Below are 23,578 nucleotides of genomic sequence, written 5' to 3' on the forward strand. Positions count from 1 at the left end.
CATGGTGGAACTGCGGGGAGCGCTGATCGGCTGCGGCTTCTTTGCCGTCAACCAGATGCATGCCTGGCGCGACATAGCGGGCGCCTCGATCATCGCCATCTGCGACCGTGACCCGGAACGGTTGCGGATCGTCGGTGACCAGTTCGGCATTGCGAAGCGCTATACCGATGCGGCGGAACTATTTGCCGGCGAAAGCCTGGACTTCGTCGATATCGCCACCACCGCGCCCAGCCATCGTCCGCTTGTCGAAATGGCGGCCGCCCACCGCGTTCCGGTGATCTGCCAAAAGCCGTTCGCGCCGACGCTTGCCGACGCAAAGGCGATGGTCAAGGCATGCGCGGAAGCCGGCGTTCCGCTGATGGTGCATGAGAATTTTCGCTGGCAGTCACCTATCCAGGCGGTGCGGACCGTGCTCGATAGCGGCGAGATCGGCACGCCCTTCTTCGGGCGTATCTCCTTCCGCTCGGCCTATGACGTGTTTTCCGGTCAGCCCTATCTGGCAACGGGAAAGCGCTTCATCATCGAGGACCTCGGTATCCATATCCTCGATATCGCCCGTTTCCTGCTCGGCGACGTCTCGACCATCACGACACGAATCGCCCGCATCAATCCCGCCATTGCGGGCGAGGATGTGGCGACCATGCTGATGGACCACAAGAGCGGCGCAACCTCCGTGGTCGACTGCAGCTACGCGACGAAGCTCGCCACCGAGCCGTTTCCCGAAACGCTGATCGAGATCGATGGCAGCGACGGCACGATCCGGCTGGCGCAGGGATACCGGCTGACCGTCACCGGCAAGAGCGGCACGGCCGTCACCGACGTCTCGCCGCCGCTGCTGGCCTGGGCGTCGCGGCCCTGGCACAACATCCAGGAAAGCGTCGTAGCCATCCAGCAGCACTGGGTCGACTGCCTGGCAAAGGGGACCGAGCCGGCGACCTCGGGCGCCGACAATCTTAGGACATTCGCGCTGGTCGAGGCCGCCTATGCTGGGGCCGCGAGCCGGCAACCGGTGCAACTCGACGCCTTGCCGAAATGACCGCCGGCACTTTCCTGCTCTACGGCACGCGCGTGGTCGAGGCCGAGCCGGTCAGGCTCAGCGCAGGCTCGCTCAGCGCCGACTTCGTCAACGGCAATCTGCGCACCATCCGTCACGGCGGCACCGAAGTGCTGCGCGCCATCGCCTATATCGTGCGTGACCGCGACTGGGGCACCTATGAGCCAAATTTGACGGACCTGATCATCGACCAGGCTGCCGACGCTTTTTCGGTCAGCTATTCGGCAAGCTGCCTGGCCCCCGATGGAAACCGGCTCGGCTTCCGCGCCACCATCAAAGGCTCTGCCGACGGCCGTCTGGTCTTCGACGTCAGCGCCCTTCCCGAAAACGATTTCGAAACCAACCGCTGCGGTTTCTGCATCCTGCACCCGATCGCCGACCTCGCCGGTAGCCCGGTCATGGTCGAGCACACAGACGGCAGCGTGGTGGCGACGAAACTTCCCCAGCTGATCGACCCCTGGCAGCCTTTCAAGGATATCCGCGCCATCTCCCATCAGGTTCGGCCTGGTGTCACCGCTGAGTGCCGGATGGAAGGCGATACTTTCGAAATGGAGGACCAGCGCAACTGGTCGGACGCCTCCTACAAGACCTATGTGCGGCCGCTGGTGCTGCCGTGGCCGTATGTGCTGCCTGCCGGCCAGCCCCTGAGCCAGACGATCAGCCTGCGCATCGCAGGTGAAGGCAAAGCGCCGGCTGCCGCAGTGGCCAGCGAACCGGTCAGGGTCGAACTCGGCGAGGCGGGAGCAAGGCTGCCCGATGTCGGCGTGGTCATCTATCCCGAGGATGTCGAGACGGCGCTGGCGAACCTCTCCACGCTGGCGGAACTTGGCCCACAACAGCTGCTGTTTCACTACGATCCGACGCGCGGCCACGGGCTCGATGCCTTGCGCGCTTTCGCCCGGCTCGCAACTGCCTACGCAGCCGAAACAACCCTCGAATGCGTCGTTGCCTGCGCTGGCGATCTTGACGCCGAGCTGTCCGGCGTCGCCGACCTGGTTCGCCGGGCCGGGCTAAAACTCTCGGCCATTGCCGTGTCGCCGTCGGTCGACCGGCAGTCGACGCCGCCGGGCAGCGCGTGGCCGGAATGCCCGCCGCTCGACGTCATTTATGCCGCAGCGCGGCGGGCATTCCCCGATATCCGCCTCGGCGGCGGCATGTTCAGCTATTTCACCGAACTCAACCGCAAGCGCGTTCCGGCAGACCAGCTCGATTTCGTCACCCACTGCACTTGCCCGATCGTGCACGCCGCCGACGATCTCAGCGTCATGCAGTCGCTGGAGGCGCTGCCTTTCATCACCCAATCGGCACGGGCTATCTTCGGGGCAAAGCCCTACCGGATCGGACCGTCGACGATTGCCATGCGCCAGAACCCTTATGGCGGAGCGACCAAACCCAATCCCGGGGGACAGCGCATTGCCATGGCCGACAGCGATCCCCGCCATGCCGGCCAGTTCGCGGCGGCTTGGACGGTCGGCTATGCCGCGCGCGTCGCAGCCGCTGGGCTGGAACAGCTCACGCTCTCCAGCTTCACCGGACCGTTCGGCGTGCTGGCGTCATCCGGAGAACCCGTCGCGGAAGGATCGCCCCGGCCGCTCTTCAGAGCCATCAAGGGGCTTTGCGAACTGGCCGGCCTTGCGCATGTGGCGGCAGGGACGAGCGATGAGACCAAGGTGCTGGCGCTGGCTGGACGCTCGGCCTCGGGCGACACTGTCGTGTGGCTGGCGAACCTGACGGCGGACGACGTGCAGGTCGACATTTCAGCTTTTGGCCGAGGCCATCTCGTGATGACGCCTTACGAGATCCTCCGGATCGACTGACGTTATTTTTCGGAGTTCATCACGTAGAGCGCGCGCGAGCGTTCTAGATGCTTGATCATCGCCTTCTCGGCGCCGTCTGCATCCTTCAGTTCAATGCGGCCTATGATCTCTTCGTGCTCGGTGAGCGTGAACTTTTCCTTGCCGGTCCAGATCAGCATTTCGGTGTGGTATTCCTTCAGCCAGCCGAGCATCGCCTCGCTGACGGCGACATAGATCGGGTTGCCGGAGATCGCGGCGATCTGTGTATGGAACTTCATGTCGGCGGAGATGAAGGCTTCGGAAGCGCCGCGAAAGCCGCGCTGTTCGGCAACGGTGGCCCGCAGCCGCAGCACATCCTCGGCGGTGGCCTTTTCGGCGGCTTCCCTGACCATACCACGCTCGAAGAAGATGCGCGCGGTCTTCAGGTGCTCCAGCGTGTCTTTCGATGACGACAGGATGATCTTGGCGGCGCCGTCGACCTGCTTGATGATCGACTTGGCGGTGAGTTGCAGCACCTTGGCGCGTTCGCCATGCGAGATCGCAACCAGCCCCATATTGCTCAGCGCCTGCATCGCCTCGCGGATCGCGGGGCGGCCGACCTCGAAGCGCTCCATCAGCTCGCGCTCCGAGGGCATGTCGTCGCCTGGCATCAGCTCGCCGCTGGTGATCAGGCGCTTCAGCCGCAAGAAGACCTCATCGGAAAGCTTGCGCCGGACAATCGGTTCCGAACGGTTCATCGCCGCGAATCACTCCCTTGACCCGGCCCTATCTAACACTGCCGCCACAATTCCCGGAATTGCCGTCTGTCGATCCCGCTGCCGGATATGACTTGCAATACTTATGTACTCATTATACCAGATTTGAAACACCAGTGAACCTTTTTCGAACGCCTCGGCTTGAGACAGCGGACCATGATCACGCTCACCTACCGCATCGAAACGCCTGGAAGCATCGAAGCGCTGGCGGCCAAGATCGCCAGCGATCAGTCGACCGGCACCTTCGTAGCGCTGCCCGGCGAGACCGAGGAACTGAAGGCCCGGGTGGCGGCACGTGTGCTGGCGATTCGGCCTCTGCCCGATGCCGAGCGGCCGTCGCTTCCCAATGACGGTAAGGGGCCGTTCAGGCGCGCCGATGTCGACATCGCCTTTCCGTTCGATGCCATCGGCACCGACCTTTCGGCGCTGATGACGATCGCCATCGGCGGCACCTATTCGATCAAGGGCCTTACCGGGATTCGCGTCGTCGACATGAAATTGCCGGAGGAGTATCGCGGGGCACATCCCGGCCCACAGTTCGGTGTCGCCGGCAGCCGCCGGCTGACCAAGGTGACTGACCGCCCGATCATCGGCACGATCGTCAAGCCGGCGCTAGGATTGCGGCCGCACGAGACGGCGGCAATGGTGGCGGAACTGATCGCCGCCGGCGTCGACTTCATCAAGGATGACGAGAAGCTGATGAGCCCGGCCTATTCGCCCCTGTCGGAACGGGTGAAGGCAATCATGCCGCTGATCCTCGATCACGAGCAGAAGACCGGCAAGAAGGTGATGTATGCCTTCGGCATTTCGCACGCCGATCCCGACGAGATGATGCGCAACCACGATCTGGTGGCGAAGGCCGGCGGCAATTGTGCTGTTATCAACATCAATTCGATCGGCTTTGGCGGCATGGCATTCCTGAGAAAACGCTCCGGCCTGGTGCTGCATGCTCATCGCAACGGCTGGGACATCCTCACCCGTCACCCCGGCCTCGGCATGGACTTCAAGGTCTGGCAGCAATTCTGGCGGCTGCTCGGCGTCGACCAGTTCCAGATCAACGGCATCGCCTCGAAATACTGGGAGCCGGATGACTCTTTCGTCGAATCCTTCAAGGCGGTGACGACGCCGATCTTTTCGCCTGGGGACTGCGCATTACCGGTGGCAGGTTCCGGCCAGTGGGGCGGTCAGGCGCCCGAGACATATGCACGGACCGGCCGGACCGTGGATCTTCTCTATCTCTGCGGCGGCGGCATCGTCAGCCATCCGGACGGACCGGGCGCCGGCGTACGTGCCGTGCAGCAAGCCTGGCAAGCGGCGGTCGACGGCATTCCGCTGGCCGACTTCGCCTTGAACCATCCCGAACTGGCGCGGTCGATCGAAAAATTCGGCGACGGCAAGGCAGCCTGAGACGATGCAGGACCTGCTTCTCAGCTATTATGGCGACGACCTGACCGGCTCGACCGATGTCATGGAGGCGCTCGAGCTCGGTGGCGTGCCGACCGTGCTGTTCATGCGCCAGCCGGACGCGGCCCTGCTGTCCCGGTTTGGCCATTGCCGGGCGATAGGGCTGGCCGGCACCAGCCGCAGTGAGACGCCGCAATGGATGGACACGCATCTGCGCGATGCCTTCGCCTGGCTGAAGACGCTTAACGCCGAGATTTGCCACTACAAGGTCTGCTCGACCTTCGATTCCAGCCCGACGATCGGCAGCATCGGCCGAGCCATCGAGGTCGGCCGCTCGGTGTTCGCGCAGGATAGCGTGCCGCTGCTGGTCGGCGCGCCGCAGCTCAAGCGCTATACCGCTTTCGGCCATCTGTTCGCGGCCTATCGCGACCAATATTTCCGCATTGATCGCCACCCGGTGATGAGCCGTCACCCGACGACGCCGATGGATGAGTCCGATCTGCTGATCCATCTGTCGCGGCAGACGGCGCTGAACTCCGGACTGGTCGACCTTGCGACGCTGCAGTCGGCATCGCGGTCGGCGGCGTTCGATCGCCTGACCGGAAACGGCACCCCCATCGTGCTTGTCGATGTCGACAATCTGGAAACGCAGGCTCTGGCCGGCAAGGAGATCTGGCGCGTTCGCGAGCCCGGCGGCTCTTTTGTCGTCGGCTCATCCGGGATCGAGTATGCATTGCTGGCCGAATGGGCGTCGAATGGCATCGTCAGCGCCGGACATGGCTTCACGCTACCGGGCGCAGCCGAGCGGATAGCCGTCGTGTCGGGCAGTTGCTCGCCGACCACCGAACGACAGATCCGGCATGCCCTGACCGACGGTTTCGACGGCATCGAGGTCGATCCGGTCGAACTGGTTTCGGAGGCCTCGCAGCAGGCGATCACGCGCGCAACGGCAAGCGGCCGTGCCAGTCTGCAAGCCGGGCGCAGCGTCATCCTCTACACCGCGCTTGGCCCCACTGCCGACAGGGGCGCCGAAATCGACCGGGAGGAAGGCGCCCGCCACAGGCTTGGCCGCGGCCTCGGAGAAATCCTTCGCAACCTGACGGTGGAACAGAGCCTGCGTCGCGTGGTCATTGCAGGCGGCGACACGTCGAGCCACGCACTCGGCGAGACGGGCGTCGATGCCCTGACAATTCGCATGCCGCTGCCCGCTTCGCCGGGTTCCCCGCTTTGCGTTGCCCACTCGCGCGTCAAGGCGATCGACGGACTGGAGGTCGCACTCAAGGGCGGCCAGGTCGGGACCGATCGCTATTTCTCAGCCATCCGCGACGGCCTCGGCGGTTGAAACAGCCAGCGCCTGCGTCCAGGTGTTGGCCGTGGGAACATCTCAGCGCGCGAAATACGCCTTGCCGGGTGGAAATCCCGGTAACACCCGGTATTATCTGCGAAAATGCCGAAGTCGGGAGGATGCCGGGTGCAGACCAAGAAGATCATCAACGATGGCAACCGCGCCGTCGACGAGATGCTGGAAGGCATCCTGGCAGCGCATCCCCGCCATCTCAAAAGCGTGGACGGCAGTCCACGCTCCATCGTCGCCCGCGACGGGCCGCGCCAGGGCAAGGTGGGCCTGGTCATCGGCGGCGGCTCGGGCCACGAGCCGAGCTTTCTCGGCTTTGTCGGCAAGGGCTTGGCTGACGCTGCGGCCATCGGCAATGTCTTTGCCTCGCCGCCGCCGGACCCGATCCTCGAATGTGCCAAGGCGGTCAGCGGCGGCGCCGGCGTGCTGTTCATGTACGGCAATTATGCCGGCGACGTGATGAATTTCGACATGGCGGCCGAGATGGCGGCGATGGACGACATCGAGGTGCGCACGGTGCTGAGCACCGACGACGTCGCCTCGGCACCGCGCGACCAGCGGCACAAGAGGCGCGGCGTCGCCGGCAATTTCTTCATCTTCAAGGCGGCCGGCGCCGCCTGCGACCGGATGTTGTCGTTCGACGAATGCGAGCGCATCGCCGGCAAGGCCAACGACCACACCTTCACCATGGGCGTGGCGCTGTCGCCCTGTTCGCTGCCGCAGACCCGCCGGCCAAATTTCGAGATCGGGCCGGACGAGATGGAGATCGGCATGGGCATCCACGGCGAGCCCGGCATCGCACGCCAAAAGTTGAAAACAGCCGATGAGATCACCGACGAGATGCTGGACAGGATCCTCGACGAGATGGCGCCGGCGCGCGGCGACAAGGTCGCGGTGCTCGTCAATTCGCTGGGCTCAACGCCGCTGATGGAACTCTACATCATGAACCGGCGCGTGAAGCAGAGGCTTGATGAGATCGGTGTGTCCATCCACGCAAGCTGGGTCGGCAATTACTGCACCTCGCTCGAAATGGCCGGGGCCTCGATCACGCTGCATCGGCTGGACGGCGAGTTGCAGACGATGCTGGACCACCCCTGCGACTGCGCCATGTTTCGCGCCGGCTAAACCCACTCTGTGGCAAGGACTAAGACATGACGACAATCGATACTGCCCGCCTTGTCACGATGTTCGCGGCGATCGCAAACTCCATGTCAGCAGACAGGGACAGGCTGTGCGCGCTTGACGGGGTTATCGGTGACGCCGACCACGGCATCGCGATGGAGCTTGGATTTTCCGCTGCGCGCGATGCGGTGGCCGGACTGGACACCGCGGCGACCGATCCGACCACCTTGCTGAACACGGCGGCAAAGTCGTTCCTGAATGCGGTCGGCGCCTCCTCCGGTCCGCTCTATGCGACCGCGCTCATGCGCGCCGCGGCAGCCGTCAAGGGCAAGACGGCGCTCGACGACGCGGACGTGGTCGCCCTGTTCCAGGCCATGGCCAAGGGCATTCAGGATCGCGGCAAGGCAGAGCTTGGCGAAAAGACGATGATCGATGCATGGGCGCCGGCGGGGCAAGCGGCGGGCGAAGCGCTGGCCTCAGGCAAGGATCTGGCCGCCAGTCTCAAGGCCGCCGCCCAGGCGGCAGAGACAGGCGCGGAAGCGACCAAAGCGATGGTGGCCACCAAGGGCCGGGCATCACGCCTCGGCGAACGTTCGCTTGGCCATATGGATCCGGGCGCTGCGTCCGCCGTCACCGTGATCGAGGCGATGCGGACCGCCTTGACCGACTGATCATCAGCGGACTTGCCGCGTCTTTCAGCGCTTGGCGTCGAGCTTGTCGACGGCCTGCACGTTCGCGGCAGATGGGCCATTCGGATCAAACTCGGAGGCAAGCCATGCGTCGGCGATCGATTTCGCCAGTTCGGGACCGATGACGCGGGCGCCCATGGTGATGATCTGGGCGTTGTTGGACTTGGCGGCGCGCTCCGCGGAATAGGTATCGTGGGTCAACGCGGCGCGAATGCCCGGCACCTTGTTGGCAGAGATGCTGACGCCGATGCCGGTGCCACAAAACAGGATGGCCCGGTCGTAGTTGCCGTCGAGAATTTCGTGGCCGACCGAGGCGGCGATATCGGCGTAGAAGCCGGCCTGGCTCAGGTCGACGACCTGCAACTCCGGCTTGGTGGCGAGATGCTTGGCGATGACATCGAGCAGCGGCTTGCCGGCGCTGTCGGCTCCGAGTGCGATCTTCATGATGATGAACTCCTTTGCTTTTGTCTCTGTCTCTTTGATTTGACGCAATTCCGGACGGAAAACCGCTTCACACTTTTCCTGGAATTGCTCGCGCGGTTAGCGCGCGATGGCGGCCGACGCCTTTTTCAGAATGTCGATATAGCCTTCCGCTTGCCACGCCGAGCGGCCGATGAACAGGCCATCAATATGCGGCTGGCCGATAAGTTCGGCCGCGTTGCCGGGGTTGACGCTGCCGCCGTAAAGCACAGGCGGGGCAGCCGGCAGCCGGTCAGCGGCTACCTGCTTGATCAGCGCTTGCTGCTTGTCGGCATAGTCGGCGCTTGCGGGAATGCCCTTCTCCCCGATCGCCCAGACAGGCTCGTAGGCAAAGAGGATTTCCGCCTTCGGTTGATCGCCGCTCAGCTCCTGCAGCGCGCCGAGAACCTGTGCCGTCAGCACCGCCTCGGCGCGGCCTGATTCACGCTCGTCCAGCGTCTCGCCGACGCAGATCAGTGGCACGAAACCGTGCCTGACAGCAGCTGCCGTTTTCAGTCCGACAGTCGCATCCGTCTCGCCGAAATGCTCCCGGCGCTCGCTATGGCCGAGTTCGATTACATCCAGCCCGCAGTCTTTCAACATCACTGGCGAAATCTCTCCCGTCCACGCGCCGGCATCGGCCCAATGCATGTTCTGGGCACCTACCTTCACGCGGGTGTTGGCCAGTGCCGCCTTGACCTGGCGCGCGGCGGTGAACGGCGGAATGACGAAAGGCTGTATCGCCTGATCGAAACCAGGCACGAAGGCGGCCAACGCATCGGCGAACAGCAACGCCTCGGCAAGCGTCTTGTTCATCTTCCAGCTCGTGCCGACCCAATATGGGGCCATTGTTTTTCTCCTTCGATACTCTTGCGGCCGAAGCCGGCTTCCGGGCGACGTATTCGCTCAAGTCCGAGGCTTGAGACTGTCGCGGCCACTGTCGACGTAAGGCGCCCAGAAATCCACCGACTCGCGGATCATCTCGATAACCTGATGGTCGACTGGTTCCCTCTCCCTGAAGGAAAGTTCAAGGCAAATTTCGTTGTCGGTTCCGCCACCCTGCCGAACCGCGTCCAGCAACTTCTGCGGCACTATGCGGCCATCCTTGTTGTAGGCGGCCGTGAACGGCCAATGGCCGCCCTTGTTCATGGAAGACTGCTTGATGTGGATGATCGGAGATTGCAATGGAAACGCTTTCGCCCAGGCGTAGGGATCGGTGTCGGCAGGGTTGGGTGAGGTCACGTCGCCATGGTCGATATCGACCATCATCTTCATCGGTATGGGCAGCTTCGCTGCGTCGATGGCGCCTTGCAGCGTGACGCAGCTTTCGATCGTGTGGCCGAACTCGCGGCCGACCGACATCGGCTCCCAGAACAGGTATGTCAGCCCCGCCGCCCTGGCGTGTTCGGCAACCTCGCGCCAGCATTCGAGCGCGATATCGAGAAGTGCTGCCCGCCGTTGCGGATCGTCAAAGTCCTTGTAGGTGAAGATGGCGAACTGCGTGCCCATGCCTGGCGCGCCGAGTTCGGCGGAAATGTCGGCGAAGGTCTTGAACCAGTCGACATAGTAGCGCCGGACGTCGGCGTCCGGGTGGCCGAAATGGTTGAGCCGGCCATAAGGTCCGGTCATGCCGGAGGTGATCCTGACACCGGTCCGCGAAAGCGCGCTGTTGAACAGGCGCAGGAATTTGGCAATCGTGGCCGCCGGCCAGCCCGGATTGACGAATTCATGCGTCAACTGCACGTCGCGAATGCCGATGCCATAAGCAATCGCGTCGATCAAATCGTCTGGATCGGCGAAGCGATTGACCAGAGGATTGGTGTTGAGGGAAAGCGTGAAGGCCATCAGTCCGCCGTCGCCATGATGTTACCGAACCAATCTTCGAATGCTTTCCGCTCGGCCGCATTGATATGCAGGCCATGCTTTGTGCGGCGTTCCAGTATATCGGCTGATGTGCCAGCCCATTCGGTCTCGACCAGGAACTTTGCCTCCCGTTCATACAGATCGGGACCGAAGCGTCGGCCGAGATCAGCCTCGCTTTGCGCGCCGGCGAGCAATTGCCTGGCGCGGGTGCCGTAGCTTCGAGCGTAGTGCTTCACCAACGACGGGCTGAGCCATGGAAATTCGACATGCAGATCGCTCAGAAACTGCTCGAAGTCCGCATTGGGCAGGTCGCCCCCCGGCAAGGGAATTTTGGCCGTCCAGGCTTTCTTCATCGTCGGAAAGAATGGCTGGATCTTTTCCAGCGCGTGTTCCGACAGCTTGCGGAAGGTGGTGATCTTGCCGCCGAACACCGAAAGCAGCGGTGCGTTGCCGTTGGAGGCGTCGAGTTCGAAAATATAGTCGCGCGTCACCGCGCTTGGATTGTCGGCATTGTCGTCATAGAGCGGACGCACACCGGAGAAGCTGTAGACCACGTCCTGTGGCGTCAGCTGCCGCTTGAAATAGCGATTGACCACCTTGATCAGGTAGTCGACTTCGCTGGCCTCGGCGACCACTTCCTCGGGCCTGCCTTCGTAGGGAATGTCGGTCGTGCCGATCAGCGCCAGATCGTTCTCGTACGGGTTGACGAAGATCACCCGCTTGTCGTTGTTCTGGATGAGATAGGCCTGCCGCCCCTCCCAGAATTTGGGCACGACGATATGGCTGCCTTTTACAAGCCGGACATTGCGCGTCGAATTCTGCCCGGCGACGCGGCTGACAATGTCGTTGACCCAGGGACCTGCTGCGTTGATCAGAGCGCGCGCGCGGACTTTCGTGACGGCGCCCGTGCGGCCATCCTGCATGTCGATCGACCACAGTCCGCCTTCACGGCGCGCCGCGACACAGGCGGTGCGCGTGAGCACTCTGGCGCCTCGCTGCCTTGCATCGAGCGCATTGAGCAGCACCAGGCGCGCATCGTCGACCCAGCAGTCGGAATATTCGAAACCGCGCTTGAATTCGTCCTTGATCGGCGCGCCTTCAGGCGAGGTCCTCAGGTTCAGCGTTCTTGTCCCAGGCAGCCGTTTGCGGCCGCCAAGGTGGTCGTAGAGAAACAGCCCGAGCCGGACCAGCCATGCCGGCCTATCCTGCGGGCTGTGCGGTAGAACGAAGCGCATCGGCCAGATGATGTGCGGCGCCGCCTCGAGCAGCACCTCGCGTTCGATCAGCGCTTCGCGAACCAGCCTGAACTCATAATATTCGAGGTAGCGCAGGCCGCCATGCACCAGCTTGCCGGAGCGCGAGCTGGTGCCTTGCGCGAGATCGTCTTTTTCGCACAGGATGACGGACAGGCCACGACCTGCAGCATCACGCGCTATGCCGGCTCCATTGACGCCGCCGCCGATCACGAAGAGATCGACGACATCTGTTGTATAGCTCAAGATCTTGCTCCTGTGCGGTGCGCCATGCCCTTCCACACCGGCCGAAGCGCCTGGCGCGCCGCAACGAAGGAAGGGAAGAGCGCATCGTATGTTTGCGAAAGCGCCTCGTCATAGGCATCGCAGTCGCCGAGAAGCGGCGTCACCCATTCGGCGGCGCAGTCTTCCATGGAGCCGTAGACGCCGAGCCCGACCGCGGCCATCATCGCGGCACCCGCCGCGCCGGCTTCCTGGCGGCTGCTGGTGCGCACCTGCGCCCTTGTCGCCGCCGCGATGATGCGACGTAGAGACGGACTGCGCGCTGCGCCGCCCGACAGGCGGATCTCACTCGGCACGGCGCCCATCGCCTGGTAGCAATCGCGAGCGGCGAAGGCCAACCCCTCGAGCACGCCGCGTGCCAGATCGCCAAAGCCATGCTTGACCGAAAGGCCGATGAAGCCGGCGCGTGCGTCAGGGTCGACGAACGGCCCTCTTTCGCCGGCTAGCGATATGTAAGGCTGGTAGATCAGCGATCCCGGCTCCGATGCTTCCATCCAAGCGTCGAGGGCCTTCAGCAACTCGTCATGAGAAGGTTTGCCGCCAGCCGTGGCGAGCACGTCGCGCGCAAGGCCAAGCACCCAGTCTATGTTGAGCGTCGCCGCCATGTTGGATTGCAATTGTGCAAAGGCGCCCGGAATAGGCATGGCGATCGTGTAGCCGGAGCCATCTGCGTTCAGCACGACATCGTCGGGAGTGGCTGCGAAGCGCGTGTGTATGCCGGTCGAGCCGATGACCGTGCAGCCGACATTGCCCGAGGGATCATAGAGGCCGGCTCCGAGCGCCGTCATGACCATGTCGACGTAGCCCAGCACCACCGGCGTGCCTTCGAGCAGGCCGGTCTCCGCCGCCGCCGATCGCGATAGCGGATGATGGTCGGTGGTGCCTTCGAGCATGGGAGGCAACAGGCGGCGATGCGTCGTCAGATCCAGGATGTCGAGGGCTTCGTCGGAATAGGTGCGCGACCGAAAATCGCCGAAGGTGAAGGTTCCCTCGGAGGGATCGGTGGCGCGTTCGCCCGTCATCTTGAAGTAGAGCCAATCCTTGCAATGCAGTGCGGTGGCCGCCCGCTCCAGCATGTCGGGATGGTTCTTTTTCATGAAGGCAAGCTGGGCGCCTTGCTGGCAGGAATTCAGCCCCGTGCCGGTCAGTTCGAACCGCCTGCGATCCCGGGGATCGGCGCGCATCTCGTCCACCAAATGTCCGGCGCGGGCATCGAGCCACAGCCAGGCGCGCGAGACAGGCAAGCCGTCGCTATCGATCAGCCAGGTTCCGTCGCCTTGCCCGGTGATGGCCACCGCCGCGGTTCGTTGCGCGAGGTCGGGAATCTTGGCCGCGAGATCGCGAACGGTCCGCGCCATGTCGCGCCAGGTCTGGTCGAGGTCCTGCTCGGCGCCGCCGCCTTCCAGCGTGACGAAGCTATTGGGCACCGACGTCATGGCGAGCTGCCGCCCGGACAGATCGAAAGCGATCGATTTGATCACCGACGTTCCCGCGTCGATGCCGATCAGCAGGTCTTTCATGCCGCAAATTCCGATTGGTTGCGAAGGCAGTTCACGAGGGCAGTCATTTCGTAGAAGAGGCAGGGAGTGCCCGCAAGGACACCCCCTGTACAGGTATTACTCAGACAGCACGAAGGGTGCGGTGTACTTGTCGACATTGTCCTTGGTGATGAGAAGGCAATCGAACAGCTGCTTCTCGGTCGCCGCACCGGTGGCACCCGTCTTGATAAACGAGTCCGCCTGCTGCACGGCCTTGGCCGAGAAGATGGCGACCGGCTGAAGCACGGTGTACTGCAGTTCACCGGACTTGATCGCCGCAACCGCGTCCGGGGAGCCGTCGAAGCCACCGACCTTGATGCCGGCGAGCTTGCCAGCTTCCTTCAGCGCCGCAACCGCGCCGAGAGCCATTTCGTCATTGCCGCTGATCACTGCGATGATGTCGGGATTGGCTTGCAGCATGCTCTGCATCTTGTCGTGGCCCTGGGTACGATCCCAGTTGGCGACCTGCGAAGCAGCCTTTTCGAGATCCGGGTACTGGCTCAGCACAGTCGCGTAACCGTTCGAGCGCGTGGCGGCATTGTTGTCCGACGGGGCGCCGAGCAGTTCGACATATTTGCCCTTTTCACCGACGGCCTGCACCCACTGCTGGGCACCGAGAGCAGCGCCCTGCGCGTTGTTGGAAACGAGCTGCCCCTTGGCGAGGCCTTCCTGGTTGATCTCGGCATTGACAAGGAACACCGGGATGTTGGCTGCAATCGCCTTCTTCACCGCACCGACAGAGCCGTCGGCGTTGGCCGGATCGAGAATGATCGCCACCGACTTGTTGGTGATGGCGGTGTCGATCAAATTGCTTTCGGTATTGGTATCGCCCTTGTGGGCGCCGACATTGGCCGTATAGCCAAGCTTCTCGGCCTCGGCCTTGGCGACGTTGCCCTCGGTCAGCCAGTAGGGATTGGCCGGATCGTTGACGATGATCGAGATCAGGCCCGCGGCTGACGCGGCGGCCGTGAACCCAACGACCATCGCGGCCGCGAGCAGACTTTTCAGCATGGTTTTCATGTACATTCCTCCAATGATTACGCGTGTTGCTGCCAGTTCACCTGGCAGTCTTCCCTTGGGCAGGATTGGCCGGTTCGGCCTTCCCCCGTTTCTGAGAAGTCGGTTGGCCACCTGTCGCGCTTGGGAGCTTGCTGCGGCGGCGATACTGAACGGCATTGAGGAGCACGGCGAGCACGATGACCGCGCCGGTGAACACTGTCTGCCAGTAGGATGAGATGCCGATGATCACCAGACCGTCGGACAGGAAGCCGATGACGAAGGCCCCGAGCAGGGTTCCGCGGATGTTGCCGCGGCCGCCGGTCAGTGCCGCGCCGCCGATGACGACGGCCGCAATGGCCGTCAGTTCGTAGGTGGTGCCGGCGGTCGGTCCCGCCGACGTCAACTGCGAGGACAGGATCAGGCCGGCAATGGCGGCACAGATGCCCGACAGCACATAGACGGAAATCTGCACTGTCTTGACCGGAACGCCGGAGAGTTCGGCCGCGCGTTCATTACCGCCCGAGGCGTAGAGCCAGCGCCCGAAAGCGGTTCGGTTCAGGACGATGCTGCCAATGAGCGCGATGACCACGAGAACCACGACGCCCGTCGGCACGCCGAACAAGCGGTTGAAGCCAAGCGCATCGAAGCCGGTGTTTCCGAGCTCCGGCTTGCCGCCGAGATTGTTGTAGGTCAGGCCGCTGGTCATCAGCAACGCCAGGCCGCGCGCCATGTACATCACGCCGAGCGTGGCCACGAACGCCGGAACCTTGAAGCGCGCGATGAGCACGCCGTTGATCAGCCCGACGACGGCGCCCAGCATGCAGGCCAGCACCGCGACCACCCACACCGGCGGATAGAGAACGACGCCCAGCCAGCTCAGCGTCACCCCTTGCATCAGGAAGCCGGCAACGACGCCGGCCAAGCCCAGCGTCGACCCCACCGACAGATCGATGCCGCCATTGAGGATGACAAGCAGCATGCCGATCGCGAGGATTCCGAAGATGGCGACATGCGAGGCCATGGTCAGGAAATTCGCCACCGAGAGGTAGTAGGGCGACAGGATCGAAAAGACGACGATGATGACGATCAGCGCAAAGAAAGCGCGGCCCTCGAGCAGCAGCTTGGCGAGATCGAAGCCTTCGCTCGCGCTTGGACTGGACTGTTTTCTGGCCTGGCTGACATCGGTCATGGTGTGGGCTCCGAAATTCCTGGTGATCAGGCGACCACGGCTTCGCCCGAGGCGGCCATGATCTGCTCTTTGGTGGCATTGGCGCCGAATTCGGCTGAAATCCTGCCGCGGCGCATGACGACGATGCGGTGGGCAATGCTGAGGCATTCGTTGACCTCAGAGGTCGAGAAGACGACGGCAAGGCCCTGCGCAGCGCGTTCGCTCAGCAAGCGGAAGACTTCGGCCTTGGCGCCGACATCGATGCCGCGGCTCGGCTCGTCGAGAAGGATAACCTTGGGATTGGTCGTCAGCATCTTGCCGATGACGACCTTCTGCTGATTGCCGCCCGACAGCGATCCGATCATGGCATTGCCGCCAGCGGTCTTGACGGTCACCTTGCGGATCGAGTCTTCGACCAGCTCTCGCTCTCTGGAACGAGACAGAAACAGGCCCCTGGCGAACGCTTCGATGCTGGCGAGCGAAAGATTACGACCGACGGTCATCGTTTGCACCAGCCCGTCGCGCTGCCGGTCCTCGGGGACCAGCACAAGCCCTCTGGAGATACGCTGGGCAATGCTCAGCCCCGAGACGTCCTCGCCTTCCAGCAGCGCCCGCCCGCCCGCCATCGGCACTCGTCCGGCGACGGCCTCCAGCAATTCCGTGCGCCCGGCACCCATCAGCCCGTAGATGCAGACGATCTCGCCTGCTCGCACGTCCAGCGACAGGTGATCGACGACGGAATAACCTGAGCCCGAAGTGTCGACGACGCTGACATCCTCGATCGATAGGGCGACTTCGCCGAATTCATGGCCGGTCGGCGGCGAGCCGAGATCGAAATTCTCGCCGACCATGTTGCGCACGATCCATTCGAGATCGATATCCCGGGCTTCGGCCGTCGCGGTAATCGCGCCATCGCGCAGGACAACGGCATAGTCGGTGATCTGCAGCGCCTCTTCGAGGTGATGCGATATGTAGACGATGGAGACGCCGCGGCTGGTCAGATCGCGGATCACCTTGAACAGAACTTCCACCTCGGTTGCGCTGAGCGCGGAGGTCGGCTCGTCCATGATGAGGATGCGCGAATCGACCGACAGTGCCCGGGCGATCTCGACGATCTGCTGTTGGCCGAGGCGCAGATCCTCGACCAGGGTCATCGGATCGATGTCCTCTTCGAGATCAGCCATCAGAGCGCGCGCCTGGCGTTGCTCCTCGGCGAAGTCGAGGCCGGTCCTGGTGCGCAGTTCGCGGCCCATGAAGATGTTGTCGCGAACGCTGAGGTTGGGCGCCAGGCTGAGTTCCTGGTGGATGATCGAGATGCCGCGATCGCGCGCGTCCGAGGACGAAGAAAAGCTGACGAGATTGCCGTCGAGCACGATGTCGCCGGATGTCGGCGTGACCACGCCGGAGAGGATCTTCATCAGCGTCGACTTGCCGGCGCCATTCTCTCCGAACAGCGTGGTGACCTTGCCGCGATGGATGTCGAAATTGACGCCCTTGAGCGCATGGACGCCGCCATACGACATGACGATGTTGCGCGCCGAAAGCACGGCGTCGCCAGTCGCGGGTCCGGTGTCGGCGGCCGGTTTCATTTGACGTCCAGCCTCACGGGGGTGACGAGCCAGCTCTTCGGGTTGACCAGCTTGAATGCGCCGACCACCGATATGGTCTTGCCGGTCAAGGTGCTCGTATCGACCTTGGCCAGGACTTCCTTCTTCATCTCATTGTTCAGCGCCGAACCGGCGTCCTGGTACTCAATCTGGTTGGTGAACTGGCCGAATGTGATCTTGCCCGTGGCGTCACGCAGTTCCGTCCCGTTGATCGCCGGTCCCGTCTGCACGCGGATCATCAACGTATCGGGTACGCCGTCGACGGCGACTTTGTAGATGCCAGATTTTCCTTCGCCGACGACGCCGGTGAACTTGACTGAAATGACCGGTCCGACGCCCGCAGGCACACCGTATTCCTTTTCCGCCGTTGCCCTGTCCTTGGCAATCGCCGTCGCCACCGTCACCGCGTCGGCGGCGCGTGCCTCGACATCGGCCTGCACCTTGGGAAATTCCGACTTGCCGTAGTCAGCGGCGGAAAACACGGCGCTGCGAACGTCGCCTGCCGACCCTATCCTGACCACCTTGGTATCGAGCGCCATGGCGCCGAGCAGGACGACAACCGCGGCGCCGGCAAGTGCCCGACGCAGGGCGGGCGAGGCAGGCCTGGTCGATGCGGTGGCGGCTTTCGCGCTCATGACGCAACCGCCAGCAAGGCTGATCCGCGCTTGTCACGCATTTGGCGATCCTCCGTTCATATGGCGCTTCGCGCCATTGGGTTTTTTCTGTTCGACAAGGGCACGAGCGGTGGACTCGTCGGTGATCAGGCCGCTCAGATAGCGGCTTTCGAGCACCGCTTTGATGGCGCGTATTTTCACTTTGCCTCCGGCGACGGCGACGATCCGGCGGCCCTTCAACTGGTCCCGCGGGAGTGCCAGGATTCTGTCCGACAGCGCCGTTTCCACTGGGCGTCCCTGGTCGTCGAAGAAGTGGGCGAGCAGCTCGCCGACGCCGCCATCGCGTTTGACCTCATCGATTTCGGAATGTTCGATCATGCCGGTGGCGACCAGCGAAGCTTCCCGCTCGGCGGTCCCTATGCCGACGAACATCAGGTCGGACCGGCTTGCGAGGTCGAAGACATCGCTGATGCCGCGCTGCCCAAGCAGCACCTCACGGTCCTCCGCGGTGTTGGCGACAAAAGGCACCGGCATCACATAGGCCTGCGCGCCGGTCCGCTCGGCCAGCCGATGCATGACGTCGTGCGGGTTGGCCGCGAACTTGCGCGTCACACCGCCAAGCAGCGAGACGAAACGGATATGGGCGGCGGCGGTGCGCGTCAGATACTCGACGCTTGCGGCAAGGGTACGGCCGTGGCCGACGCCGATCAGCATGTCCTCGCCGCGATCGATCTCCCGCTTCAGAAACTGAGCGCCGGCGATGCCAAGCGCCTTCAGCGGCAGCTCGTCTTGATCGAGATCCGGAACGACCTCGCAGTAATCGAGCCCGTAAGCATTGATCAGCTGCTGCTCGAGGTCGATGCATTCGCCGACGTCGCCGTCGATGATCACCCTGACCAGGCCATCCTGGGTGGCCCGCGTGATGAGCCGATGCGCCTTGAGGCTGGTCAGGCCGAGCCGCTTGGCCACCTGGGCCTGCGTCAGACCCCCGGCATAGTGAAGCCAGGCCGCGCGGGTGGCGAGGCTGGACTCATGATCGCGGTTAGCGGTTCCGCCGGATTTCAAGCCATCTCCTCCCTGAGATGATATTATTATCTTTGTGTGCAAAAATTTTCACATCCCTGCATCGCTGTCAATCCCCCGCCGGATTTGGCGCATGCACATGCGGGCAATTCACAGGTCTCGCCCTTCCCGAAACACCGGTCTGCCGGCATTCGGCGGGCAACATCGGCCTATTAGGAGGTGAGCATGTTACTCGATCATACCGTGATGTTAATTTAACGTCAATCCATGTTACCTCACGCCTAAGCCAGCAGAATTGCATGGCCATCGGCTATCCAGATTTTCTTCTAACTAGCTGTTTTTCAGGGATAATATCTAATATCGGCAAAATCCCAATCTGCCTGTGAGTTGGGCGATTTGCGGATGCGGCGCATCCATGGGCAAACCGACCGGATTGCCTATGGAAGAGCATCGGTGACGGACTGATCAACCCAGCCGCATCAGGTTCCGGTCCTCGAGTTCCACAATTGCGGCCTCGACTTCCCTTGCAAGGCGCCCGGCGCTCCAGCCCAGCGCCTGTCCGGCAATCGCCGCAATCGCCTGCAGGTCGCGGCCTGTCAGGGAGCCTGATATCGCCAAGGTGCTGCGGCGCATGACGATATCGGCCAGATGTTCGACGAACTCGTTGCGGACGATGTAGTCGATTTCCGATTTGCTGTAGCTTTCTGAATCCGGCAGCCGACCCTCATCGCCCGACCCATGCGTGGCGATCTGCGTGGCTCTGGTGCCGTATCGCGACAGCAGGGCATCGAGACGCCGTTCCTCAGCGCCCGTCTTCGAGCGAGCCAGAGCCAGCCAACTTGCTCGCGCTGCGGCATTGGTCGGGAAATCCCTGCCGCCGCCGATCGGCATGGCTTGCGTCGTCACCTTGCGGCTGCGCTGCAGCCGGCCGAGCACGGTGTCGGCGACTTCCTCGGCGAAACCGCGAAAGGTCGTCCACTTGCCGCCGACCAGCGAGATGACCGCGAAAGGTCTGTTCCGATCCGGCTCGGTGACCGGCGCGGAGTGGTCACGGCTGATCAGCCCGGGCAGCGATGCATCGGAGGCCGGCAGCGGCCTGATGCCGCTATAGGCATAGACGATCTGGTCGCGCTCGAACGCCATTCCCGGCAGCAGAGTCCGCACGCTGTCGAGCAGGTACTCGACTTCGTCGGGCTCGCAGCGCACCGCGTCGGGATTGTCGGCCTTGATGTCGGTGGAGCCGACCAGCGCCAGGCCGAGATAATCGTAGACGAGGCAGATGCGGCCGTCATCGGCTTCGAAATAGAGCATGCGCCCGGCCAGGCTTTTGACCAGTTCGTCATGTTTGAGCAGGATGTGCGAGCCCTTGGTGCCGCCGATCATCTTCGACGGCGCGCCAAGCAATTCGTTGACATCGTCGATCCACGGACCGGCGGCGTTGACCACCAGCTTCGGCCGCACCGAAAACGCCGCGCCGTTTTCCGGCTGGAAGGTCAGTACCCCATCGGCGGACTTGACCAGCGCCGTATAGTTCGCGCTGGCCGAAGCCGCGTTTGCCTGCCGCCCATCGAGGATCAGTTCAAGCACGAGCCTTTCGGGGTGGCTTATCTTGGCGTCGTAGTAGGTGCCGGTGGCGACGATCGAAGGATTGAGCGCCGGCATCCCGCTGAGCGCCTGGCGCCGCCCGACCATGCGGTGGCGCGGCATGACCTGGTTTCGCGAGCCGTAGAAATCATAGATCATCAGGCCGATCTTGATCAGGATGGCGCCGCGGCTGCGCGGTGCGCTGGTCGAGCCGAACAGCGTCCGCAATGCCGCCAACATGCCCTTGCTCCAGGAAAAGATCGGGATGACGGTCGGCAGCGGGCTGACATAGTGCGGCGCGTTCTTCAAAAGCAGATTGCGTTCAAGTGTCGACTGTGCGACCAGCCCGAACTCGCCGGTTTCGAGATATTTCAGGCCACCGTGAATGAGCCGCGATGGCGCGGCACTGGTGCCCGAGCCGAAATCCGCCTTGTCGACGATCAGACAGCTGACGCCTTGCGCGCACAGGTCGCGAAACAGCCCTGCCCCGTTAATGCCGGCGCCAAGAATGACGACGTCGACCTCGCCGGTTCCGGCCATGGCGGCCAAACGCCCGGCGGGATTTTCCGTAAATGTTGCTTCGCTTGAGCTCATGACGCTTTCGTCTTGACGATGCGCAGCTTCACGCCGGCCCGTTCGAGAGCTTGCGCCCGCGCATCGCCCAGGCCTTCGGTCGCCAGCACGACATCGAAGCTGGTCAGATCGTCGAAGACATGCAGCGCGATCCTGTCGAACTTGGCATGGTCGATCAGAAGGATACGCTTGGCCGATGCGGCCATCATCGCCTGCTTGACCCGCACGACATTGGGATCCTGGATGAAGGCCGTGGTTCCGGTGATGGCCGAAGCCGAACAGATCAGCACATTGGCGCGCAGCTGCGCCACGGCGTTCTCGCAGACGATACCGATATAGGCGTTGTAGGTGCCGTGGTACTGGCCGCCGAGACAGATGAAGTCGAGTTCGTCGACATTGATCAGCAGTGATGCCGTCGCTACGGAGTTGGTGATGACGGTCAGCGGCTTGACGTCGAGCAGCAGTGCCGCGACGGCGTTTGCCGTCGAGGAATCGTCCAGCATCACCACCTGGCCGGCTTCGACATAATCGAGTGCTGCCCGCGCCAGCGCATCCTTCTCGGCCCGGTTGACCGTCACACGGTAGCGGAAGGCGCTTTCGTAGAGGCCGGAAGGCTGAACCGTCACCGCACCGTGCAGCTTGCGCAGCACGCCCTGCTGCGCCAGCCGGTCGATGTGCCGGTGGATGGTCATGCGCGACACGCCGAAATGCTCGACCAGATCGTCGATGCGCACCTGGCCGAGCTTGATCACATAGTCGGCGATCTCTTCGCGTCGTTCGTCGGCCTTGATCATGCGGTTCCCCCAGTGTCTGGCCGGCCCAGCTTCTCGATGTCGGGCCAATGCGGTTCGAGCGCACCGGCTATGCGGCCATAGAGGGAAAAGCGCTCGTTGAACACAGCACTCGAGGCTTGGTCAGGCTCGTATTGGCGCGCCGTCATCCCGACCTGCCTGGCGCCCTGTTGCGGCGTCGCGAAGATGCCAACCGCCGCCCCCGCGCAAAGGGCAGCGCCAAAGGCCGCGGCCTCGTCGGTCGAGGTGACGATGACCGGGGCGTTCAGCACGTCGGCAAACATCTGAACGAAGGCCGGATTGCGCGAACCGCCGCCGGTCAGGCGGATCTCGCTGATGGCAAAGCCGTCGCGCAAGGCTTCGACATGGGTGCGGTGATTGAAGGCAATGCCCTCCAGAACCGCCTTCAGCATATCGCCGCGATTGTGCCAGCCGTGCAGGCCGACAAAGCCGCCGCTGGCGACATCGCCATAAGGAGAGCCGAACAGATAGGGATGAAACAGGATGGTCGACGGCTTCTTCAGCGCCGTGTCGATCTCTGCTGCCAGAAGCTCGTGGATCGAGCCACCATCGACCGATGCCTTTTCCTGCTCCGAGCGGCAGAACGTGTCGAGAAACCAGTCGTAGTTCGCGGTCGACGCCGGCGAGATCGCCATGTTGTTCCAGCGGCCTGCGTCGATGGCGTTGCGACAGAGCCAACGCGGGTCGACGCGTGGTTGCGAAGAGACGACTTCGTTGATGGAATAGGTTCCGGCGACGATGGCGAGCACGCCCTCCTCATGGCCGCCCATGCCAAGTGCGGAGGCAGTCACGTCATGCAGTCCGCACGCGACCGGTGTTCCCTTGGCAAGGCCGGTCATTTCGGCTGCCTCGGCGGTGACATGGCCGACGATCGCGGCGGAGTGCGCCATCGGCGGTAGCGCGTCGAAAACATCGTCCAATCCGAAGATTCGCATCGCTTCCGGCGCGAAGGCTTGCGTGCGGAAATCCGTGAATGAGGTGCTGGCCTCGGTACGGTCGGTGCCGATCGTGCCGGTCAGGCAAAAGCGCAGCCAGTCCTTGCAGGCCAGTATATGCCCGATACGCCCATAGCGGGCCGGTTCGTGCTCCCTGATCCAGGCGAGCAGCGCCGACGGCGCCGAGACGTGGGGCGCCTGGCCTGTTCGCGCTAGCGCCTCTTCGAAGACCCGGTCCGCCGACCATCGCTCGACAATCTTGCCGGCGCGGCTATCGAGCGACAGGATTCCAGGCCCCAGCGGCCGACGATCCTTGTCGAGCAAATAGAGACCGTCGCCATGCGCGGTTGCCGCCACCGCCCTGATGTCGTCCGCCGGGCGGCCACATAGCGCGATCGCCTCCTTGATTGCGTCGGCGGTCGCTTGCCAGAGGCCGGCCATGTCGCGCTCCACCCAGCGCGCATGGGGCATCGATTGCGGAACCCGCCGACGCGCCACCGACAACTGCGTGCCATCGGCATCGAAGATCACCGCCTTGGTGACCGTGAGACCGTTATCGATTCCGAGCAAACTGGGCATGGGCGCCGCCGTTTTCAGCAACTGGTGAAGGGCGCTGCAAGGCAATCCTGCAGGTTGGGATAGGGATAACGGACATGACGACAATCAACGAGCAACGGTGATACCAAAGCGCCGC

20 protein-coding genes are annotated in these 23,578 nt (G+C 63.3%); 6 read left to right on the forward strand and 14 right to left on the reverse strand.

Going from position 1 to position 23,578, the window contains the following annotated elements:
* Position 1 precedes the first annotated feature (1 nt).
* Both LB519_RS10985 and LB519_RS10990 read left to right on the forward strand, forming a co-directional pair.
* Positions 2-1,036, forward strand: a complete 1,035-nt coding sequence (locus LB519_RS10985; protein ID WP_224619919.1) for a Gfo/Idh/MocA family protein — start codon at positions 2-4, stop codon at positions 1,034-1,036.
* The gene (locus LB519_RS10990; protein ID WP_224619921.1) at positions 1,033-2,871 is read left to right on the forward strand and encodes a hypothetical protein; all 1,839 of its coding nucleotides are present in this window, start codon (positions 1,033-1,035) and stop codon (positions 2,869-2,871) included. Before LB519_RS10985 ends, LB519_RS10990 begins: the two co-directional genes overlap by 4 nt.
* Before the next feature lie 2 nt (positions 2,872-2,873).
* Here LB519_RS10990 and LB519_RS10995 read toward each other — a convergent pair whose 3' ends face one another.
* Entirely contained in the window at positions 2,874-3,587 is a 714-nt protein-coding gene (locus LB519_RS10995; RefSeq protein ID WP_013533062.1) for a transcriptional regulator NanR, read from the reverse strand.
* Positions 3,588-3,761: 174 nt separating this feature from the next.
* Here LB519_RS10995 and oiaX point away from each other — a divergent pair, with 174 nt between their 5' ends.
* The 4 genes from oiaX to dhaL all read left to right on the forward strand — a co-directional run bounded on the left by oiaX (position 3,762) and on the right by dhaL (position 8,156).
* Positions 3,762-5,012 (forward strand): 3-oxo-isoapionate-4-phosphate decarboxylase OiaX, encoded by a 1,251-nt coding sequence (gene oiaX / locus LB519_RS11000; RefSeq protein ID WP_224619923.1) that lies wholly within the window; start codon positions 3,762-3,764, stop codon positions 5,010-5,012.
* Positions 5,013-5,016: 4 nt separating this feature from the next.
* Positions 5,017-6,351, forward strand: a complete 1,335-nt coding sequence (locus LB519_RS11005) for a four-carbon acid sugar kinase family protein (protein WP_224619925.1) — start codon at positions 5,017-5,019, stop codon at positions 6,349-6,351.
* A 129-nt stretch (positions 6,352-6,480) separates the two neighbouring features.
* The gene (locus LB519_RS11010; RefSeq protein ID WP_224619927.1) at positions 6,481-7,488 is read left to right on the forward strand and encodes a dihydroxyacetone kinase subunit DhaK; all 1,008 of its coding nucleotides are present in this window, start codon (positions 6,481-6,483) and stop codon (positions 7,486-7,488) included.
* Positions 7,489-7,514: 26 nt separating this feature from the next.
* Positions 7,515-8,156 carry a dihydroxyacetone kinase subunit DhaL gene (gene dhaL, locus LB519_RS11015; protein WP_027163948.1) on the forward strand — a complete coding sequence of 214 codons (642 nt, stop codon included), beginning with the start codon at positions 7,515-7,517 and terminating at the stop codon, positions 8,154-8,156.
* Between the two features lie 24 nt (positions 8,157-8,180).
* Here dhaL and LB519_RS11020 read toward each other — a convergent pair whose 3' ends face one another.
* The 13 genes from LB519_RS11020 to LB519_RS11080 all read right to left on the reverse strand — a co-directional run bounded on the left by LB519_RS11020 (position 8,181) and on the right by LB519_RS11080 (position 23,463).
* A complete protein-coding gene (locus tag LB519_RS11020; protein ID WP_024502451.1) occupies positions 8,181-8,618 on the reverse strand; it encodes an RpiB/LacA/LacB family sugar-phosphate isomerase in 438 nt (145 codons plus the stop codon).
* Positions 8,619-8,714: 96 nt separating this feature from the next.
* Complete coding sequence (locus LB519_RS11025) at positions 8,715-9,482, reverse strand: triose-phosphate isomerase (protein ID WP_013533068.1); 768 nt, start codon at positions 9,480-9,482, stop codon at positions 8,715-8,717.
* 57 nt (positions 9,483-9,539) lie between these two features.
* Positions 9,540-10,478 carry a sugar phosphate isomerase/epimerase family protein gene (locus LB519_RS11030; RefSeq protein WP_013533069.1) on the reverse strand — a complete coding sequence of 313 codons (939 nt, stop codon included), beginning with the start codon at positions 10,476-10,478 and terminating at the stop codon, positions 9,540-9,542.
* Positions 10,478-11,995: a glycerol-3-phosphate dehydrogenase gene (locus tag LB519_RS11035; RefSeq protein WP_224619938.1), complete on the reverse strand. Its 1,518-nt coding sequence runs from the start codon at positions 11,993-11,995 to the stop codon at positions 10,478-10,480. The genes LB519_RS11030 and LB519_RS11035 overlap by 1 nt, the downstream gene beginning before the upstream one ends.
* Complete coding sequence (locus LB519_RS11040; RefSeq protein ID WP_064995016.1) at positions 11,992-13,551, reverse strand: FGGY-family carbohydrate kinase; 1,560 nt, start codon at positions 13,549-13,551, stop codon at positions 11,992-11,994. The genes LB519_RS11035 and LB519_RS11040 overlap by 4 nt, the downstream gene beginning before the upstream one ends.
* Positions 13,552-13,647: 96 nt before the next feature.
* Complete coding sequence (locus tag LB519_RS11045) at positions 13,648-14,589, reverse strand: D-ribose ABC transporter substrate-binding protein (protein ID WP_013533072.1); 942 nt, start codon at positions 14,587-14,589, stop codon at positions 13,648-13,650.
* A gap of 37 nt (positions 14,590-14,626) precedes the next feature.
* A complete protein-coding gene (locus tag LB519_RS11050; protein ID WP_013533073.1) occupies positions 14,627-15,757 on the reverse strand; it encodes an ABC transporter permease in 1,131 nt (376 codons plus the stop codon).
* Between the two features lie 26 nt (positions 15,758-15,783).
* Positions 15,784-17,325, reverse strand: coding sequence for a sugar ABC transporter ATP-binding protein (locus tag LB519_RS11055; protein ID WP_013533074.1), 1,542 nt, complete (start codon positions 17,323-17,325; stop codon positions 15,784-15,786).
* Complete coding sequence (locus LB519_RS11060) at positions 17,322-17,978, reverse strand: DUF2291 family protein (RefSeq protein ID WP_024502445.1); 657 nt, start codon at positions 17,976-17,978, stop codon at positions 17,322-17,324. Before LB519_RS11060 ends, LB519_RS11055 begins: the two co-directional genes overlap by 4 nt.
* Before the next feature lie 33 nt (positions 17,979-18,011).
* On the reverse strand, positions 18,012-19,022 hold the full coding sequence (locus LB519_RS11065) for a sugar-binding transcriptional regulator (RefSeq protein WP_024502444.1): 1,011 nt from the start codon (positions 19,020-19,022) through the stop codon (positions 18,012-18,014).
* A 423-nt stretch (positions 19,023-19,445) separates the two neighbouring features.
* Positions 19,446-21,158 carry a glycerol-3-phosphate dehydrogenase/oxidase gene (locus LB519_RS11070; RefSeq protein ID WP_411909241.1) on the reverse strand — a complete coding sequence of 571 codons (1,713 nt, stop codon included), beginning with the start codon at positions 21,156-21,158 and terminating at the stop codon, positions 19,446-19,448.
* Positions 21,155-21,931, reverse strand: a complete 777-nt coding sequence (locus LB519_RS11075) for a DeoR/GlpR family DNA-binding transcription regulator (protein ID WP_024502442.1) — start codon at positions 21,929-21,931, stop codon at positions 21,155-21,157. The genes LB519_RS11070 and LB519_RS11075 overlap by 4 nt, the downstream gene beginning before the upstream one ends.
* The gene (locus tag LB519_RS11080) at positions 21,928-23,463 is read right to left on the reverse strand and encodes an FGGY-family carbohydrate kinase (protein WP_224619940.1); all 1,536 of its coding nucleotides are present in this window, start codon (positions 23,461-23,463) and stop codon (positions 21,928-21,930) included. The genes LB519_RS11075 and LB519_RS11080 overlap by 4 nt, the downstream gene beginning before the upstream one ends.
* Between the last annotated feature and the right edge of the window lie 115 nt (positions 23,464-23,578).

The sequence above is a fragment of the Mesorhizobium sp. AD1-1 genome (assembly GCF_020164655.1).
Lineage (GTDB): Bacteria > Pseudomonadota > Alphaproteobacteria > Rhizobiales > Rhizobiaceae > Mesorhizobium > Mesorhizobium ciceri.